Source organism: Pedobacter sp. Hv1, assembly GCF_001412215.1.
GTDB lineage: Bacteria > Bacteroidota > Bacteroidia > Sphingobacteriales > Sphingobacteriaceae > Pedobacter.
In genome coordinates this window covers 56,686-74,008 of the sequence record NZ_LLWP01000011.1, presented here as the reverse complement: position 1 = coordinate 74,008, position 17,323 = coordinate 56,686, and the positions used below count along the sequence as shown (strand labels likewise).

Annotated in this window: 15 protein-coding genes; 11 read left to right on the top strand and 4 right to left on the bottom strand. The window is 36.7% G+C overall.

All coding sequences use genetic code 11. The annotated features are described in order from the left end of the window. Positions 1-566: 566 nt before the first annotated feature. The 5 genes from AQF98_RS19740 (at position 567) to AQF98_RS19720 (ending at position 7,051) form a co-directional block, all read left to right on the top strand. Positions 567-1,358, top strand: a complete 792-nt coding sequence (locus tag AQF98_RS19740) for a M12 family metallopeptidase (protein ID WP_055133699.1) — start codon at positions 567-569, stop codon at positions 1,356-1,358. Positions 1,359-1,458: 100 nt separating this feature from the next. Continuing rightward, positions 1,459-2,361: a hypothetical protein gene (locus tag AQF98_RS19735; protein ID WP_055133698.1), complete on the top strand. Its 903-nt coding sequence runs from the start codon at positions 1,459-1,461 to the stop codon at positions 2,359-2,361. Positions 2,362-2,459: 98 nt separating this feature from the next. Then, positions 2,460-3,290 carry an AraC family transcriptional regulator gene (locus tag AQF98_RS19730; protein WP_055133697.1) on the top strand — a complete coding sequence of 277 codons (831 nt, stop codon included), beginning with the start codon at positions 2,460-2,462 and terminating at the stop codon, positions 3,288-3,290. 394 nt (positions 3,291-3,684) lie between these two features. After that, positions 3,685-6,273: a TonB-dependent receptor domain-containing protein gene (locus AQF98_RS19725; protein WP_055133696.1), complete on the top strand. Its 2,589-nt coding sequence runs from the start codon at positions 3,685-3,687 to the stop codon at positions 6,271-6,273. A 193-nt stretch (positions 6,274-6,466) separates the two neighbouring features. Then, positions 6,467-7,051, top strand: coding sequence for a TIGR00730 family Rossman fold protein (locus AQF98_RS19720; protein ID WP_055133695.1), 585 nt, complete (start codon positions 6,467-6,469; stop codon positions 7,049-7,051). Positions 7,052-7,061: 10 nt separating this feature from the next. On the opposite strand, the gene AQF98_RS19715 is transcribed toward AQF98_RS19720, so the two are convergent. Beyond that, positions 7,062-7,775: a hypothetical protein gene (locus AQF98_RS19715; RefSeq protein WP_055133694.1), complete on the bottom strand. Its 714-nt coding sequence runs from the start codon at positions 7,773-7,775 to the stop codon at positions 7,062-7,064. A 105-nt stretch (positions 7,776-7,880) separates the two neighbouring features. On the opposite strand from AQF98_RS19715, the gene AQF98_RS19710 reads away from it, so the two are divergent. The 6 genes from AQF98_RS19710 to AQF98_RS19685 all read left to right on the top strand — a co-directional run bounded on the left by AQF98_RS19710 (position 7,881) and on the right by AQF98_RS19685 (position 15,135). After that, entirely contained in the window at positions 7,881-9,509 is a 1,629-nt protein-coding gene (locus AQF98_RS19710) for an acyl-CoA carboxylase subunit beta (RefSeq protein ID WP_055133693.1), read from the top strand. A gap of 6 nt (positions 9,510-9,515) precedes the next feature. After that, a complete protein-coding gene (locus AQF98_RS19705) occupies positions 9,516-10,124 on the top strand; it encodes a toxin-antitoxin system YwqK family antitoxin (protein ID WP_055133692.1) in 609 nt (202 codons plus the stop codon). After that, on the top strand, positions 10,125-11,291 hold the full coding sequence (locus tag AQF98_RS19700) for a dipeptidase (RefSeq protein ID WP_055133691.1): 1,167 nt from the start codon (positions 10,125-10,127) through the stop codon (positions 11,289-11,291). It abuts the gene before it with no gap. A 99-nt stretch (positions 11,292-11,390) separates the two neighbouring features. Further along, on the top strand, positions 11,391-12,362 hold the full coding sequence (gene trxB, locus AQF98_RS19695) for a thioredoxin-disulfide reductase (RefSeq protein WP_055133690.1): 972 nt from the start codon (positions 11,391-11,393) through the stop codon (positions 12,360-12,362). 192 nt (positions 12,363-12,554) lie between these two features. Then, positions 12,555-14,459: a beta-N-acetylhexosaminidase gene (locus tag AQF98_RS19690; protein ID WP_055133689.1), complete on the top strand. Its 1,905-nt coding sequence runs from the start codon at positions 12,555-12,557 to the stop codon at positions 14,457-14,459. Positions 14,460-14,523: 64 nt separating this feature from the next. Beyond that, complete coding sequence (locus tag AQF98_RS19685; RefSeq protein WP_055133688.1) at positions 14,524-15,135, top strand: hypothetical protein; 612 nt, start codon at positions 14,524-14,526, stop codon at positions 15,133-15,135. Positions 15,136-15,532: 397 nt separating this feature from the next. On the opposite strand, the gene AQF98_RS19680 is transcribed toward AQF98_RS19685, so the two are convergent. Genes AQF98_RS19680 through AQF98_RS19670 form a run of 3 tightly spaced genes read right to left on the bottom strand, consistent with a single transcriptional unit; the run spans position 15,533 to position 17,201 of the window. Further along, a complete protein-coding gene (locus tag AQF98_RS19680; protein WP_055133687.1) occupies positions 15,533-16,087 on the bottom strand; it encodes a hypothetical protein in 555 nt (184 codons plus the stop codon). A gap of 33 nt (positions 16,088-16,120) precedes the next feature. Then, complete coding sequence (locus tag AQF98_RS19675) at positions 16,121-16,717, bottom strand: hypothetical protein (RefSeq protein WP_055133686.1); 597 nt, start codon at positions 16,715-16,717, stop codon at positions 16,121-16,123. After that, complete coding sequence (locus tag AQF98_RS19670; RefSeq protein ID WP_055133685.1) at positions 16,704-17,201, bottom strand: RNA polymerase sigma factor; 498 nt, start codon at positions 17,199-17,201, stop codon at positions 16,704-16,706. Before AQF98_RS19670 ends, AQF98_RS19675 begins: the two co-directional genes overlap by 14 nt. Positions 17,202-17,323: the final 122 nt, after the last annotated feature.

Below are 17,323 nucleotides of genomic sequence, written 5' to 3'. Positions count from 1 at the left end.
TAGTCCTGTCCTGCTTTTCGTTGCTACCGAAGAAAAATCGGCATCCACTCCAATCAGGTTTATATCACAAAGCCAGCGGTTCTTGGCGTACTACAACCCTAAATAGTAGCATAGACCTGTGTTCGCTAAACGGGAATGTAAAGCCCAACTAACTTTAAAAGAGAATGGAAACCTGCTTTCCTAAGCCTTTCTCTAATACAATAAATAATATTAAATATGGTATTTCGCTTTTTTTGTGAAAATATATTTTGTTTTCTGTTAAAATACCCCTTTAAATAGCATTGAACTGCCTTTGGATGATTTTCAATATAAAAAGGATGAAATCACTAAAAGAAAAGATTTTTTAACAATTAGTTTTGATATAAGCAAATATTGTTATGGCTATTTATGTAACATAGTTGTGTATTATCTACTAATTCTATATTTTATGCATACAAACCCAACTATTCCGGTAGAAAGGATCCCCTTATTTGCCGTATTCTAACTTGAAACCGCTACTTTTAATAATAACCATCTATTAATAATGTACTAAAACTTAACTAACCTAAAATTTTAAAACAAAAATTATGAAAAACTTTAGAACCACGCTATTACTAATGGCATTTGTTGCTATGCTTGCTGCCTGTAAGAAAGATAAAGAAACAGAGCAGCCTACACCAGAAATCCAAACTACGGCTAATGCACCCGAATTTGCAGATATCCATATCTGTACCGAGCTTTATCCCGAAGGCGTAACCCCAAGAGGTGCCACTATTAAAACAAAGCAATGGGCAAATGGAACCAAGATCAAAGTGAGTTTGAACGGAGGTACAACATTTGTACGCAATAAGGTGATCCAATTTGCAAGTGAATGGGAAAAATATGCAAATATTGATTTCCAATTTGTAACCAATGACAATACTGCTGCTATTCGTGTAACTTTTGCAAACGATGGATCGTGGTCTTACATAGGTAAGGATGCACTTTCTATTGCTTCATCACAAGCAACAATGAACTTTGGCTGGTTCAATAGCAGTACTTCGGATGCCGAGTTTAGTCGCACAACCATTCATGAGTTTGGCCATGCATTGGGTATGATCCACGAACACCAACATCCATTGGTTGCTATTCCTTGGGACAAACCAAAAGTTTACGCCTATTATGCCGGTGCTCCTAACTATTGGAGCAAAGCCAGCGTTGATAACAATATTTTTGCAAAATACAGCACAGGCCAAACCAATTACAGTGCCTACGATAAGTTTTCAATTATGCACTATTCTGTACCAGAATCTTTAACTATTGGTACATATTCTGTTGGAAACAATACCGTGCTATCTAGTACCGATAAAACATTTATTGCCTCAGTTTATCCTAAATAATCACAAATAGTAAATTGTGGTACCCCAAAAGCCGCAGTGATATTATTGCTGCGGTTTTTGGGTATCTTTATTATTTATGAGATTAGAGTTTTAACTACCTATGAAAAACTATACTAAGGCTTTAGCTATTGTATGGCTATTTGGCTTTTTTGAGCCTTGTTTTGCACAAGATAGCCCCAAAGGGAAATTCGATGTACAGCCTTATGTTGCTTATAACCAAACTAACCTTAAATGGTCTATTGCTGGAAACAAAGAAGGAAAAAATCCTAATGTCTTATCTGAACTGGAGTGGGAAAAATTAAAAGGACCACAGTTTGGCCTAAATCTAAAATATGGCATCACAAATAAGCTCATTACCAAATTGGATTTTGCGATGATGGATATTACTTCAGGTCGTGTAACCGATACCGATTATAGTCAGGATGATAGACAAGGGATATTTTACCAAGAGTTTTTTAAGGCTAATAAAGGTACCGACCTTTCGCTTGCCTTAGCCATTGGTTATACTTTGTACAGTACGCCTGGTATTAGTATTAGCCCATTTTTAGGCTACGACTTTAGAAAACAAAAAGTTTTCTTGCTAGGGCGAGAAGGCGTTGCAGCAGAACAATTGTTAAAAAGTAGCTATCAAAATAATTGGCAAGGTATTATATTGGGCACTGACCTAAACCTACAGACACAAAAACTTAAATATCACATCAGTTTGTCGGCCAGTTTATTAGATTATAACGCCAAAGCAAATTGGAACTTGATTGAAGAATTTGCAAAACCTGTTAGTTTTAAGCATCAGGCTAATGCATTCTCCTTACGAGGACAATTGAAAGTAATTTATACTTTAAGCCAGAAATTTGGACTTGCACTCCATTTTGGTTCAATTTATGCTAAAGCTTTTAAGGGTACCGATGAAGCTTATTATGTATCGCGTTCTGCTGTACAAACACAGTTGAATGGGGTTAAATCATTTGGTTATAGTGCAGGTGTAGGTTTTAGCTATCATTTCTAGCCCGTATAGTTTTTATTGCAGTTAACTCTTTTTAGGTCAGTGAACTAGACCTTAATGCTAAACAAAAAGAATGCAAATTATTTTCTATCATATTGTGAATGGACGAAATCAATATTCCCTTATATCATCTACCAAATGATGGTGTAGACATTGTTGTAAAAACAATAGATCATTTGAATAACTGCGATTGTAGCACACTGCATCGCCATAATTACTATGAACTGATATTATTTGAGCAGGGTAGTGGTGAACAATTGATCGATTTTAAAAAACATGAAATCACTTCTAACACCATATACCTCATCAGTCCAAACCAAGTTCATTTAATGGACCAAGGAAAGGGTTCTAATGGTGTAATCGTTAGATTCTCTATAGATTGTTTGGCCACTTTATCAATAGATCCTTATGTTTTAAACGACATTTGGCAATTGGAACTGAGTAGGGAACGATTTAAAGAGTTTTATGATTTGGCTATAAATGTTGATCTGCATAATGATTATTCTCTGCCGGCAAATAGACAGATATCTTTACATTACCTTTCCATTTTGCTATTGAAAGTTATCAATAGTGATGTTGATGACCTCAAAAGGCTCTCTTCTGAAGATACAGAGGTATTCAGCAGATTTTCGTCCTTTTTAGAGGATAATTTTAGAACAAATCGTGCGATAAAGGCCTATGAGGAATTTTTAGACATCCCTTATAAAAAGCTCAATGCCATTGTAAAGAGAAAAACGGGTAAAACTGTATTACAGGTAATTCATGATCGGTTGTTATTAGAGATTAAACGAATGTTAGCTCATGGCAAGCTATCGCAGAAAGAGATTTCTTATCAATTGAATTTTGATAGTACAGCAACTTTTCATCAGTTTGTAAAAAAGCAGACTTCATGTACACCAAATGAGATTAAACAACGCCTAATTACCATCTGAATGGCAAAATTCTCCATACTGTAGTTATTCTTATGCGGTATTTTATTTAGCAACAACAAATTTTTAATGGATACCAATCGTTAAATTTTGTTGTTGCTTTTTTTTAATTCACTGATCTGCCTCAACTGTTGATTTAGAACAATCGAGTCTATAACTACCTGGTCTGGTAGAAGTTTGATGTATTCAGTTTTATATTCATCCTACTCTTTATTAAACCATTTGTGCTTTGGTTTTGTAATTAGGTTTCGATATTAAATTTTGTATGTGGAATTATTTGAAATTAATTCCAAATAAAATTTGGTTGTTGAGATTTTTAAAATACATTTGTCTATATATTCTATAGAAATAGTAGATTATTTAATTATCCATCCAATCTTTTATATCAGTCATTACAATGAAGCACAATTACGTATCATTTTTCATTCTTTTTTTGTTCTTATTTTTTGCAAACATTGCTTTTGCGCAAAGTCCCATAACAGGTATCATCAAACGTGCAAATGGTAGTCCGGTACCACGTGCTACTGTAAAGATAAGAGGCACCAATATCGCTGTAAGTGCCGACGATAATGGTGTTTTTAGCATCAACTCCAAACAAGAGTTGCCATTTTATCTTCAAGTGAGTTCAGTTGGATATAAACCTCAAGATTTTCAGATTTTAAAATTACAGGATACACCTTTTGAACTAGTGCTGGTTGAAGATGCATTACTAGATCAGATTGTGGTAACCTCAAGAAGACGCTCTGAGGTATTGCAGAATGTGCCTATTCCAATTACCGTTATTGGCGGACAGGCCGCAGAAAATGCAGGTGCTTTTAATGTAAACCGTTTAAAAGAATTGGTTCCTTCGGTACAGTTATATGCCTCAAATGCTAGAAATACCACACTAAATATCAGAGGTTTGGGTTCAACATTTGGTTTAACCAACGATGGTATTGACCCCGGTGTTGGGTTTTATGTAGATGGAGTTTACCATGCTCGTCCGGCTGCTACCTCTACAGACTTTTTAGATATAGAACAAATAGAAATTATACGTGGGCCTCAAGGTACTTTATTTGGTAAAAATACTACTGCAGGTGCATTTAACATTACCACTACCAAACCCACACAAACACCATCGGCAAAAGTAGAATTAGGTATTGGAAATTATAATTTTATACAGGCCAAAACATCAGTTTCGGGTGGGATAGCCAAAAACCTTGCTGCAAAAATATCCATTTCAGGTACACAAAGAGATGGTACAATTTGGAACACCAGAGAAGAACGTAAATATAGTGGGCAAAATAACCTTGGCTTTAAAGGGCAATTGTATTACACCCCATCAGATAAATTGCAAGTGTTGTTAAGTGGCGATGTAAGTATTCAGCACCCTGCGGGTTATCCATTGGTTATTGCTGGTGTTACTACAACAGAAAGAAGTGCTTATCGTCAATATGCTAAAATTGTTACCGATTTAGGTTATCAGCAACCTAAAATAGACCCTTTTTCTAGAGAGATCAATACCAATACACCTTGGCGACATAATCAATCAATTGGTGGTATAGCTGTAAATGTAGATTACAAGATTGGTAAAGGAACATTAACCTCTACTACTGCATGGCGATTCTGGAATTGGGATCCTACAAACGATAGAGATTTCTCAGAATTGTCAGCTTTGACTAAATCTCAAGGTAATTCTCGTCACGATCAATATTCGCAAGAACTGAGGTATGCTGGTCAAATAAATGATAAACTAAGTGGTGTAATTGGTGTATTTGCACTTAGTCAGAATTTGAAAGGATTAAACCAAACAGAAGAAGTAGGAAAAGACCAATGGCGATTTGTACAAACAAGTAACACGGGTACGCAGGCCTTGTATTCAACCCCTGGTTTATTAGATGGTTTTGGCATTAAAACGAACTCTACTATCAAATCGTTAAGTACAGCTGTATTTGCACAGGCCGATTGGGAGTTTTTAAAGCACCTACACGTTTTACCTGGTTTAAGGTTTACCTATGATAAAAAAGATGTGAACTATGATAGAGCAACCTATGGTGGCCTGCAAACTACAGATGCTACCTTATTGTCTCTTAAAGCGGCTGTATATAGTAACCAGCAGTTTAATACCAGTACAGAGAACAACAACTTATCGGGTAATATTACGGTATCATACCGACCAAATGATCGGTTAAATGTTTATGGAACTTTCTCTACTGCCTATAAACCGGTTGGTGTGAATGTAGGTGGTTTACCAACAACAACTAACGGGCAGGCCGATTTATCGCTAGCAGTAGTAAAACCAGAATATGTACAACATTATGAATTGGGTGCTAAAACTAAGCCATTTAAAGGTGCTATTGTAAACATTACTGCTTTTGATACTGATATTAAAGATTACCAAACCAATGTACAATCGCCACAATTAGGTGTAAATAGAGGTTACTTGGCCAATGCCGAAAAAGTGAATGTAAAAGGCCTGGAAATAGATGGAACATATCAATTGGAAAGGTTTTTAACTTTAAATGCGGCAGTAGCTTATCTTGATGGTAAATATGTGAAATTCACCAATGCGCCATTGCCTTTAGAAGAAACCGGACATACAGAAACTATCAATGGAACAGCTACGCAGGTTGCCTTTAAAGACGCTTCTGGTGGCAGGTTGCCAGGTATCTCTAAATGGAATGTTTCTGGAGGTACCGAACTCAGTACTGCTGGTAATTTAGCTACTAAACCTGGTCGGTATTTTATTGCTGCCGATGCAAGTTACCGTTCAGGCTATTCTTCAAATCCTACACCTTCTCGTGTGTTAAACATAGATGGCTATTCGTTATTGAATGCTAGATTAGGATTCAAATCAGAAAAGTTCTCAATTTTTGTGTGGAGCAGAAATATTGCCAATAAAAACTACTACGAACAATTACAGGCTGCAGCAGGTAACTCTGGCCTATATGCAGGCGTACTCGGCGATCCAAGAACTTACGGCGCTACATTGCGTTATGCTTTTTAGGTTCATTGGTGTCATTGGTTCATTAGTATCATTAGTTCATTGGTGTCAATTGTTCAATGGTTCAATTGTTCATTGGTATCAATGATTAATGAACTAAACCTAATGAGCTTATGCTTAGTGAACTAACTTAATGAACCAATGAACTTTGAGCAAATGAACTAATTTTATTATTTTTGGCTTTTAATCAAAAGTAATGAAATCACTCTGTGTGTATTGTGGCTCTAACTTTAATGGAGATCCTGTTTTACAACAAGCAATTGAAAATTTAGCCCAGGTAATGGTTAGCCAAAACATCAACATGGTTTATGGTGGCGGTAGTGTAGGCGTAATGGGTGTAATTGCTAACGAAATACTAAGGTTGGGCGGTACGGTAACTGGTGTTATCCCTCAGTTTTTAATGGATAAGGAAGTAGGGCATAAAGGGGTAACTGAAATGATCGTTACAGAAAATATGCACCAACGTAAACAAAAAATGGCCGATTTAGCAGATGGGTTTGTGATTTTACCTGGTGGCTTTGGTACCCTAGAAGAACTTTTTGAAGTGTTAACTTGGCTACAATTGGGCTTACATGCCAAACCAATTGGTGTATTAAATGTAAATGGGTTTTACGATCCTTTGTTTTTACAAATGGATGTAATGGTTGAAAATCGGTTCTTAAAACAGACCAACAGAGACTTGGTTTTTAACGAAACGGATGCTGAGGTTTTGGTTAACAAGATGAAAAACTTTACTGCTGCACCAGACGAGGTTTGGTTTAGAGATAGAAACCTAAGCTAACCGAGGGTAGCTATAAAAAATTGTCCTTGGTAATTTCCCAAGTCCATGGTTTTTTAAAGTTATTTAGGGTTCTCAGTTGAGAGAAATATAGTATTTCTTCGCTTACCTCATTGGTATTGTTTCTTGTAAATAAATTTCCCTTGGTTTGTTTTACTTTTCTATTGGTAAAATCGTAAGCTTTAATGGTCATTTCTCCAGAACTGGAATTGTAATAAGTGTGGCTGGCCTGTATTAAATCCCAATCTTTATGCTGGAATTTAAAAACGTAATCTAGTTTCCAACGCCATTCGTTGCCTCCTTCAAAAACCATATTCAACTTATTGTCTTGGATGTTTAGTTTTTTTAAAGGTTCGCCTAATATACCCCCTTCTTGAGATCGAAGAATGAAATTGTTGTTTTGTAAGGCAAAAATGTATTTACCCGATTTGATATCTTTAAAATAAACAGCCAATATTCTGGGTTTTTGAAATTCTTTGATCAGTTCGGTATCTCCATCGCCATAGGCCCGTTTTTCTGAAACAGCTTGATGGTATTCCAAGATCAAAGCCATATCTTCGGTTTGATCATTGTTCAAGTCGCCAAAAGCAGTGTCAATGGCTTTCCAGTTTTGGGGGATAAGCGCCGAGATTGCGTTGCTTTGAACCGGAAGTTTGGGGAAAACGAAAGATTGCGCAAAACTAAATTGGCATAGAAATAGGCCTGAAATCAAAAATAAATAGCGCATACCATTAGAAACGAATAAAACGTTAATTTAGCATGTGTTTCTTTTTGAAAAACCAAATACCATTACAGGTTTTAGTTTTAAAAAATTATCATCTAACTTGCTCGCATGAATATAGAATTCAATAAAAACGAAGATGTAAACAAGCAAATGGTTTATGACCTTAAAACCAGGCTTAAAAAAATATATGCAGGTGGCGGTGAAAAAAATGCAGCTAAACAAAAAGAAAAAGGCAAGCTTTTAGCCAGAGAACGCATAGCCTACCTTACCGATGAGGGAAGTGAGTTTTTAGAATTAGGTGCGTTTGCGGCCGACGGAATGTACGCCGAACAAGGTGGTTGTCCGAGTGCTGGGGTGGTAACTGGAATTGGTTATGTTGCTGGCAGGCAATGTTTAATTGTGGCCAACGATGCTACTGTTAAAGCGGGGGCCTGGTTCCCGATGACAGCCAAGAAAAACTTGAGGGCGCAAGAAATTGCAATGGAAAATAGATTGCCTGTTATTTATTTGGTAGATAGTGCAGGTGTGTATTTGCCCATGCAAGATGAAATTTTTCCAGATAAAGAGCACTTTGGGCGCATGTTCAGAAACAATGCCATCATGTCTTCAGAAGGAATAGTACAGATCTCTGCCATTATGGGTTCTTGCGTGGCTGGGGGTGCTTATTTACCCATTATGAGCGATGAGGCGATGATTGTTGAAGGAACTGGATCTGTGTTTTTAGCAGGATCTTATTTGGTAAAATCTGCCATAGGCGAAGATATTGACAATGAAGCCTTGGGTGGGGCAACCACACATTGCGAAATTTCTGGTGTTACCGATTATAAACAACCCAATGATAAAGCTTGTTTAGATAGTATTAGAAATATCATGAGCATGTTGGGTGCACCAGAAAATGCAGGTTTTGATAGAATTAAATCAGCATCGCCAAAATTGAATGAAAAAGAACTCTACGGAATTTTACCAGACAATAGAGAGAAACCTTATGACATGAGAGAGGTGATTCTTCGTTTGGTTGATAACTCTGAGTTTGAAGAATATAAACAGCTGTTTGGCCAAAGTATCATTTGTGGTTTGGCCAGAATTGATGGTTGGGCAGTTGGCATTGTAGCCAATCAACGCAAAGTAGTGAAATCTAAGAAGGGAGAGATGCAATTTGGTGGGGTAATCTATTCTGATAGTGCCGATAAAGCAAGCAGGTTTATCATGAACTGCAACCAAAAGAAAATTCCATTGGTGTTTTTACAAGATGTAACTGGTTTTATGGTGGGCAGTAGGTCTGAACAAGGTGGAATAATAAAAGATGGTGCCAAAATGGTTAATGCTGTAGCCAATTCTGTAGTACCAAAATTCACCATCGTAATCGGTAACTCTTATGGTGCAGGTAATTATGCCATGTGTGGTAAAGCCTACGATCCACGTTTGATTTATGCTTGGCCAAGTGCAAAAATTGCCGTAATGGGTGGGGCACAGGCAGCAAAAGTATTGTTGCAAATTCAAGAGGCATCGCTTAAAGCAAAAGGCGAAACCATTACGCCTGAGAAAGAATCGGCACTATTAAATGAAATAACTGATAGATATAACAGCCAGACCACACCATATTACGCAGCTTCGCGTTTATGGGTAGATGGAGTGATCGATCCTTTAGAAACCCGTAAGGTAATTTCAATGGGAATTGAAGCCGCTAACCAGTCGCCAATTAAAAAAGCATTTAATGTAGGGATTATCCAAACCTAATTGAACATGAAGAAGTTTTCTATTTTTATCGTTTTTATTATTTTAAGCATTACAGCCTTTGCCCAAGCAAAACCTATTTATTTTCGTGGAAATCAAGTGGTAAACAACGCTAATATTGCTACATCGTATGGGGTGTACGGTAAAATTGAATCTGAAAATATATGGACACTAAAAAAGTATAGTCTATATGATGAGTTGGAGATGACAGGCTCTTATAAAGATGGGGCCCTGAAAATTGAACATGGCAATTTTGTATATTATAATGATTATAGAGACTTTAATTACCAGAATAATACCGCCTTTTATTTAAAAGATAAAACGAGATATGTTGCTCAAACCGGTAGATTTGAAAATGGCTTGGAAGTTGGAAAATGGATGATGTTTTATCCGAATGGCAATCTCCTCAATATTACCACTTATGTGGCAGGAAAGAAAAATGGCTTGTTTGCTTATTATGATAGCAATGGGAATGTAATTCAAACAGGAAATTTTGTGATGGATAAAAAAGATGGAGAATGGTTTTACAATAGAGGAAAGAAAAGGGAAGTTTATATCATGGGCGTACTCCAAAAAGAAAATAGAAACCAAAGTAAAGCTAGCGGAACCATCAATTAAATGAAAAAATATACCTCAACCTTATTTTTAGCACTTATTAGTATGTTTTGTGCTGCACAATCTGCCAAGCAAATTCATGATAAGGCGATAGTGGTAGATACACATGGCGATATTTTGTTTAACCAGATTAAATCGGGGATTGATATTGGAAAATTACAGAAAACTGGAAATTTTGATTTGGTAAGAGCAAAACAAGGTGGGTTAGATGTACAGGTGTTTTCTATTTGGTGCGATGAAAAAGGAGGCTATGATGTGGCCAATCAAGAAATTGATTCGCTGTATAGTTTGATTAAACGCTACCCAAAAAGAATTGCCCTGGTACGGAATGCTGCTGAATTGGAACAAGCTGTTAAAGAACAGAAATTGGCAGCAATGATAGGGGTAGAAGGTGGACATATGATTGAAAATCGTTTGGATTATCTAGAAAAATTGGCCCAGAGAGGAATGATCTATTTGACTTTGACTTGGAACAACAGCACACCCTGGGCCAGCTCGGCAGCCGAGGAGACTTCTGGTAAAGTGAAAAAAGAAAATGCTGGCTTAAATGATTTTGGCAAACAAGTAGTTCATAAACTAAATGAACTGGGGGTATTGGTAGATCTGTCTCATGTGGGTGAACACACTTTTTTTGATGCCATCAAAGAGTCGAGTAAACCTATATTGGTATCACACAGTTGTGTTTACGGCTTAAACCCTGTGCCTAGAAATTTAAAAGACGAACAAATTAAAGCGGTAGGTAAAAATGGAGGTGTAATTTCGCTAAACTTCTATAGTGGTTTTTTAGATTCTACCTATAATACCAAGCAAAAAGCATTTTTTGCAAAATATGAGGAAGAATTAAAATCGTTAAGTGCAAAATACGGACGTAGCAATGCCATAGACACCTTAATTGCCCTACACCCAAAAGATGCAGATGCCACAAGACCTGCTATCGAAATATTGATTGATCATGTGGATTACATTGTTAAAATGATTGGGGTTGACCATGTAGGTATGGGTGCAGATTTTGATGGTGCTGAATCATTTCCATTAGGTATCAATAGCGTGGCAGATTATCCTAAAATAACTGCTGCTTTGCTTAAACGTGGTTATACAACAGCAGAAGTTACCAAAATACTAGGAGGTAATTTTGTACGCTTACTTAAAGCAAATAAGGCAGTTAAATAAAAGCTTCATGCTTTGCCCCATCTTTTTACTTTTGGCTTGCTAACGGCACTTTGCCATTCGTAAATTAAACCTTAAATTTGTATACTCAAGTAAAATAAAATGTCAGAACAACAAGAAATAGAACACGTAAATTGTTTAATTATAGGATCAGGTCCGGCAGGATATACTGCAGCAATTTATGCTGCACGTGCAGATTTGAAACCTGTAATGTACACCGGAATGGAAATGGGCGGTCAGTTAACACAAACTACCGATGTAGATAATTTTCCAGGTTACCCTGATGGAATTATGGGCCCAGAGATGATGGAAGATTTTAGGAAACAAGCAGAACGTTTTGGTACCCAAATTCGTTTTGGTTATGTAAGTTCTGTAGATTTCTCGCAATTGCCACATAAAGTAGTGGTAGACGAAATTAAAACAATTACTGCTGATACCGTAATTATTGCTACTGGTGCTACCGCCAAATGGTTAGGTTTACCAAGCGAACAACAATATAATGGTTTTGGTGTTTCGGCATGTGCCGTTTGCGATGGTTTTTTCTTTAAAGGACAAGATGTAGCCATTGTGGGTGCTGGAGATACAGCAGCAGAAGAAGCTACCTATTTAGCTAAATTGTGTAAAAAAGTATACATGTTGGTACGTAGAGATGAGTTCAGAGCTTCTAAAGCTATGGTTCATCGCGTATTGAACACCCCAAATATTGAAGTTATCTATAACACAGAAACTACCGAGATTATTGGTAATGGTAAAAACGTAACTGGTGTTAAAGTATTTAACCACAAAACAGAACAGTCTAGTACCTTAGATGTAGAAGGGTTTTTTGTAGCCATTGGCCACAAACCAAATACTGATATTTTTAAAGGTTGGTTAGATATGGATGAAACTGGCTACTTAAATACGATACCTGGTACATCTAAAACTAATATCGAAGGGGTATTTGCTTGTGGAGATGTTCAAGACCATTATTACCGTCAGGCGGTAACGGCTGCGGGTTCTGGTTGTATGGCCGCTTTAGATGCAGAACGTTATTTGGCTGCAAAAGAAGATACCGTAAAAGAAATAGTTGCTTAAAATTATAAAGCATACGAAAAGGCCAGCTTTAAGCTGGCCTTTTTTTGTTAATATTACCCTAAAGAAATGCCTCACTGTAGATGCTAATTAGATAAAGATGACCTCATTTTTTTAAGTTTAACTAAATCGTTTTAATAACATCATTTTTTCCTGTAAATTTTATATCTTGGGCATACCAAATACTTGAAAACTATGAAAAAAATCTTTTTGATGTTATTACCAACTTTATTAACGCTAAACACTTACGCCCAAACCGATGCGAATATGGGCATTATCCCAGCTCCGGTTGCGATTAAAAAAACAAGCGGTGTATTCCAACTGGATAAAACTGTTGCGCTGATCAGTAATGAAACTGAAAATGCCAAAACAGCAGATTTGTTAAACGCATTTATAGTAGCCAAGGGTGGCTTTGCTTTAAGAGAGGCAAAATCGGTAACTGCCGGACAAAAATCAATTGTGTTAACCTCAGTAGGAGCGGATAAATTACCTGCCGAAGGTTATACCATTCAAATTACTACCAATCATATTAAAGTGGTGGGCAAGGAAGCAGGTTTGTTTTATGCAGTACAATCGTTAATGCAGTTAATGCCTGATAAAAATCAGGATAAGATTACCATTCAAACAGCAGAAATTAATGATTATCCACGTTTTAAATATCGTGGAATGCATTTAGATGTAGCTAGGCATTTCTTCCCGGTTTCTTTTGTAAAGAGATATATCGATTTGTTGGCGCAGTATAAAATGAACAAGTTCCATTGGCATTTAACTGATGACCAAGGTTGGAGAATTGAGATTAAAAAATATCCAAAACTGACTACACTGGGTGCAACTAGAAGTGGAACAGTGGTAGGTAACTATCCAGGTACTGGTGGTACAGATAACGAGACCTACAAAGGTTATTATACACAAGAAGAAATTAAACAGGTGGTTGCTTATGCTGCTACAAAATATATTACTGTAGTGCCAGAGATCGAAATGCCAGGACATGCTTCTGCAGCCATTGCAGCTTATCCTGAGCTTAGTTGTTTTCCAGATAGAGATACCTTTGTTTCTGGTGACACACCATGGTCTGGTAGCAGAAAAGGTAAACAAGTACAGCAAACCTGGGGTGTTTTCGACGATGTTTTTGCACCTACTGAAAATACCTTCAAATTTTTAGAAAATGTATTGGATGAAGTAATTGCTTTATTCCCATCAAAATATATCCACATTGGTGGAGATGAATGCCCAAAAGAGTATTGGAAGCAATCGCCATTTTGTCAACAATTTATCAAGGATAACAACCTTAAAGATGAACACGGTTTACAAAGCTATTTCATTCAAAGAATTGAAAAATACATCAATGCTAAAGGAAGATCTATCATTGGCTGGGATGAGATTTTAGAAGGTGGATTGGCGCCAAATGCAACCGTAATGTCGTGGAGAGGGGAGAAAGGTGGTATTGAGGCAGCTCAACAAAGCCACGAGGTAATTATGACCCCAGGTTCTGCAGGTTTATATTTCGACCATAAACAATCTAATTCTCCAGACGAGCCATTAACCATTGGAGGTTTTGCCCCTTATACCAAAGTTTACAATTATGATCCAGTTCCGAAAGAATTAACTGCCGATCAAGGAAAATATGTAATTGGTGTACAAGCAAATATGTGGAGCGAATATTTGGAAAGCCCTGCTAAAGTTGAATATCAGATTTTGCCAAGAATATTTGCACTTTCGGAAATTGCATGGACCCCAGTAGCAAGAAAAGATATTAAAAACTTTACCGAAGAAAGAGTGCCTTTGCATTTGGCCAAATTGGATCAAACCAGCGCCAATTATTGGGTGCCTACACCAATTGGTCAGAATGATGCAGTATTAAATGGCGAAAACATTAACATAGAACTCAAATCGCCAATATTGGGTGCTAAAATATTCTATACCCTTGATGGTTACCGTCCTTCAGAAAATGCGGCAGAATATAAAGCACCAATTAAAGTAGTGGTGCCACAAGGACAAAAGAAAACACTGAAGACCATTGTAATTGCACCAAGTGGAAAAAGAAGTGTGGTTACAGAAACTACACTGAATAATGGCGCACCAGAGGTAAAGACAAAATAGTTTAATAATTTTTGCAAAGCATCAGTAAATCTTATAAATTGGGTTTTTAAAACCAACCTAACAAATGAAATTGATCGATACCCTTAAATTTAGCTTTCTAGCGATTGGAACAATGCTATTTTATACTGCTTGCAGTACTGATGACAAATCAACTGCTGTGGTGAAAACAGACACAGGAAAAGCAAAATCTGGAAATCCATTTTCATTTTACAAAAGTATCGAAATTAAGCCCGGTTATCATTTTGAGGTGGTAAGTTGGGGCAAGGGAGTAGATACCGTTGGCGGTTACTTGATATTGATGTCTGATTCGATCAAAAACAATTATAAATCCCTTTCCGATGAAAGGAAAGGGATTATTACTGATGCATGGAATATGGATTTGGATAATGATGGGAATCCAGAATTGTATATTCAATATGTAGTTAGAAAGAATGTAAACGATTTAAATGTTTACGAGTTTAGTGGCAATAGCTTCAATAAAATCAGTTTCCCCGGTTTAAGCAGCAATCTTAAAAAAGGATACCAAGGCAATGATAAGTTTTTTGTTAAGAATGGAGACCTATTTCGTTCGGTGCCTGTAGTAACCATAGATAGCGGCAAAACAACAACTTTAATTAAAACCTTACAATATCGATTAAGTGGCAATAGCTTTTCTACAAGTGAGGTGAAAGAGTAGTTTGCAGTCCGAAGTCCGGAAGTTGAGGGTGAATAGGAAATGGGGAATAGGAAATAGTCGGAAGCCTGGAGTCCGGGAGTTGAGGGTAAATAGTAAATAGGGAATAGTCTGTAATCCGGAGTCCAAAGTTCAAGTAAATAGTAAATAGTCTGAAGTCGAGAGTCCGGAGTAGTTGGTGTTTCTGAGTTAAACTATTGAGTTGTGATGTCTTTGTACTAAGTACTACATACTATAAAGCTGGGATGTCTTTATACTTTGTACTATTGAACTGTGGTGTCTTTATACTTTGTACTAAGTACTTTATACTTTTAAGCTGTGATGTCTATGTACTTTATACTATCAAGCTATTGCGTCTTTATACTTTATACTAACTACTTTATACTAATGAACCATTGAACTATTTTAATTTATTCATCTGATCTCTTAAAAAATCGTCCCATTGGCTTTGGGCTTGTGGGTCGGCACCATGTTTGGTTTCTTCATCGTAACGGCTTTGCATGTCACTATAATATTTACTGACCTTGTTGGCTGTAGTTTGGATCAATTTTTTGTAATTTGTTAGGGTGTAGTTCTGGTTGCGAATAACAATTTCTCCTTCTTTTAAAAGTAGAAAATTAATGTAAACATGGCCCTGCTCATGGTTTAACAATTGCCTATTTGCTTTTTTATCAATGATCCTATTCTGTTTAACCCACGATTTTTCTGGCTCGACGCCGGCAGCAAATTTAAAATCAATATTTAACAGCTTGTTACGGCCTACGGTAGAAGAATAGCTGTATTGCCAAGTAGTGGCCGTTAATGCAACATAGGGAGAGTGCTCATCGGGTTTGGCCTTAAAATGGGTGTCCCAGTCTAATTGTGTCGGAATTACCTCTTGTTGCGTCTTAAATCCGCTCAAAAAAACAAATACAAGCGCTGCAAAGAGCTTAGTTATGGTCAATCTGTTCTTCATTTGAAGGTATAGAACGAAAGCCGTGCCAATAAATTATTCGTGTTCTTTAAACTGATCGCTAATGCGTTCAAATTTTTCTATCAATAAGGCAATTCTTTCTTTGTCTTTTTTAATTACAGCCTTACGTACCAAGGTAGAGCAGAAAAGCATCCAACCAAAACTTATAACTACAAATAGAAGTTGGAGCCATAGCTCCATGTGTCCTGAAATTTCAACAAAGAAGAAAACCATTCCTAAAGAAAGCGCAACAGTATAAAACCAATAGAGACGGTTATAAATGGCAAGGCGATTTAATTGATAATGTTTTAGGGTACTGATAAATTCGTTTGGATGTGCGGTAAAATCGCTTTTAGCAATAATTTTGTGGTTATTGTATAAGATAACAGTATAAACGGCTACGGCAATGGCAATAATGGCAATTCCAGCATGTGTGGTCCACGATTGGAAATCAAAAAGCCACAAGCAGGCTACAGCTACAAAAGAAAGTCCCATCCCAACAATGTTGAGTAGCGAGCGGGTACGCATCCCGTTAACTTCTTTTTTAGCCTGTTTCAGCATCTCATCGGCTGATATGGTTACATTAACCGTATGCTGCGCCCAAAGAGCTTCTATATGATCAAATTCCTGCATACTGATTGTATAATTCGGTCAATTTTTGTTTAATGCGATGAATTTTTACCCTTAGGTTTCCTTCACTTATTCCAGAGATATCGGCAATTTCATTGTATGGCAATTCATCTAGTACCATGGTAATGATCAAACGGTCGTTTTCTTCTAACTTCGAGATCGATTTATAGAGTAGTGCCACCTGTTCGTTTTTTTCAGAAAACTCTTCAATTTTATTTTCAATAATGTTTTCTGTGAGCTCGTCTTTGGCCTGTCTTTTCTCCGAACGTAGATAAGTTAAGCAAGTATTTACCGCAATACGGTAAATCCAGGTAGAAATTAGAGACTTGTTTCTAAACTTATCCAGATTTTGCCAAACCTTTAAAAAAGTTTCTTGTAAAAGATCGTTTGCAGAATCCTTATCTCCTGTGTAACCATAGCATAAGTGAAAAATCTTTTTAGAGTTCTTGTCGAAAATTTCCTTAAATAAAGTATCCTTTTGATTCACTTATTTGTTTTTGATGAGCTACAGCATTAGATGTTTGGTAGCTTGTATTGTTACGCCCCAAATATGTAAAATAACTAATGCTTTATCAACAAAGTTTAGAGAATAATTTTATTATTGTAGTT

Coding starts and splice junctions, on each gene's coding strand:
- AQF98_RS19740 (WP_055133699.1), top strand. CDS start 567: ATGAAAAACTTTAGAACCACGCTATTACTAATGGCATTTGTTGCTATG.
- AQF98_RS19735 (WP_055133698.1), top strand. CDS start 1,459: ATGAAAAACTATACTAAGGCTTTAGCTATTGTATGGCTATTTGGCTTT.
- AQF98_RS19730 (WP_055133697.1), top strand. CDS start 2,460: ATGGACGAAATCAATATTCCCTTATATCATCTACCAAATGATGGTGTA.
- AQF98_RS19725 (WP_055133696.1), top strand. CDS start 3,685: ATGAAGCACAATTACGTATCATTTTTCATTCTTTTTTTGTTCTTATTT.
- AQF98_RS19720 (WP_055133695.1), top strand. CDS start 6,467: ATGAAATCACTCTGTGTGTATTGTGGCTCTAACTTTAATGGAGATCCT.
- AQF98_RS19715 (WP_055133694.1), bottom strand. CDS start 7,775: ATGCGCTATTTATTTTTGATTTCAGGCCTATTTCTATGCCAATTTAGT.
- AQF98_RS19710 (WP_055133693.1), top strand. CDS start 7,881: ATGAATATAGAATTCAATAAAAACGAAGATGTAAACAAGCAAATGGTT.
- AQF98_RS19705 (WP_055133692.1), top strand. CDS start 9,516: ATGAAGAAGTTTTCTATTTTTATCGTTTTTATTATTTTAAGCATTACA.
- AQF98_RS19700 (WP_055133691.1), top strand. CDS start 10,125: ATGAAAAAATATACCTCAACCTTATTTTTAGCACTTATTAGTATGTTT.
- trxB (WP_055133690.1), top strand. CDS start 11,391: ATGTCAGAACAACAAGAAATAGAACACGTAAATTGTTTAATTATAGGA.
- AQF98_RS19690 (WP_055133689.1), top strand. CDS start 12,555: ATGAAAAAAATCTTTTTGATGTTATTACCAACTTTATTAACGCTAAAC.
- AQF98_RS19685 (WP_055133688.1), top strand. CDS start 14,524: ATGAAATTGATCGATACCCTTAAATTTAGCTTTCTAGCGATTGGAACA.
- AQF98_RS19680 (WP_055133687.1), bottom strand. CDS start 16,087: ATGAAGAACAGATTGACCATAACTAAGCTCTTTGCAGCGCTTGTATTT.
- AQF98_RS19675 (WP_055133686.1), bottom strand. CDS start 16,717: ATGCAGGAATTTGATCATATAGAAGCTCTTTGGGCGCAGCATACGGTT.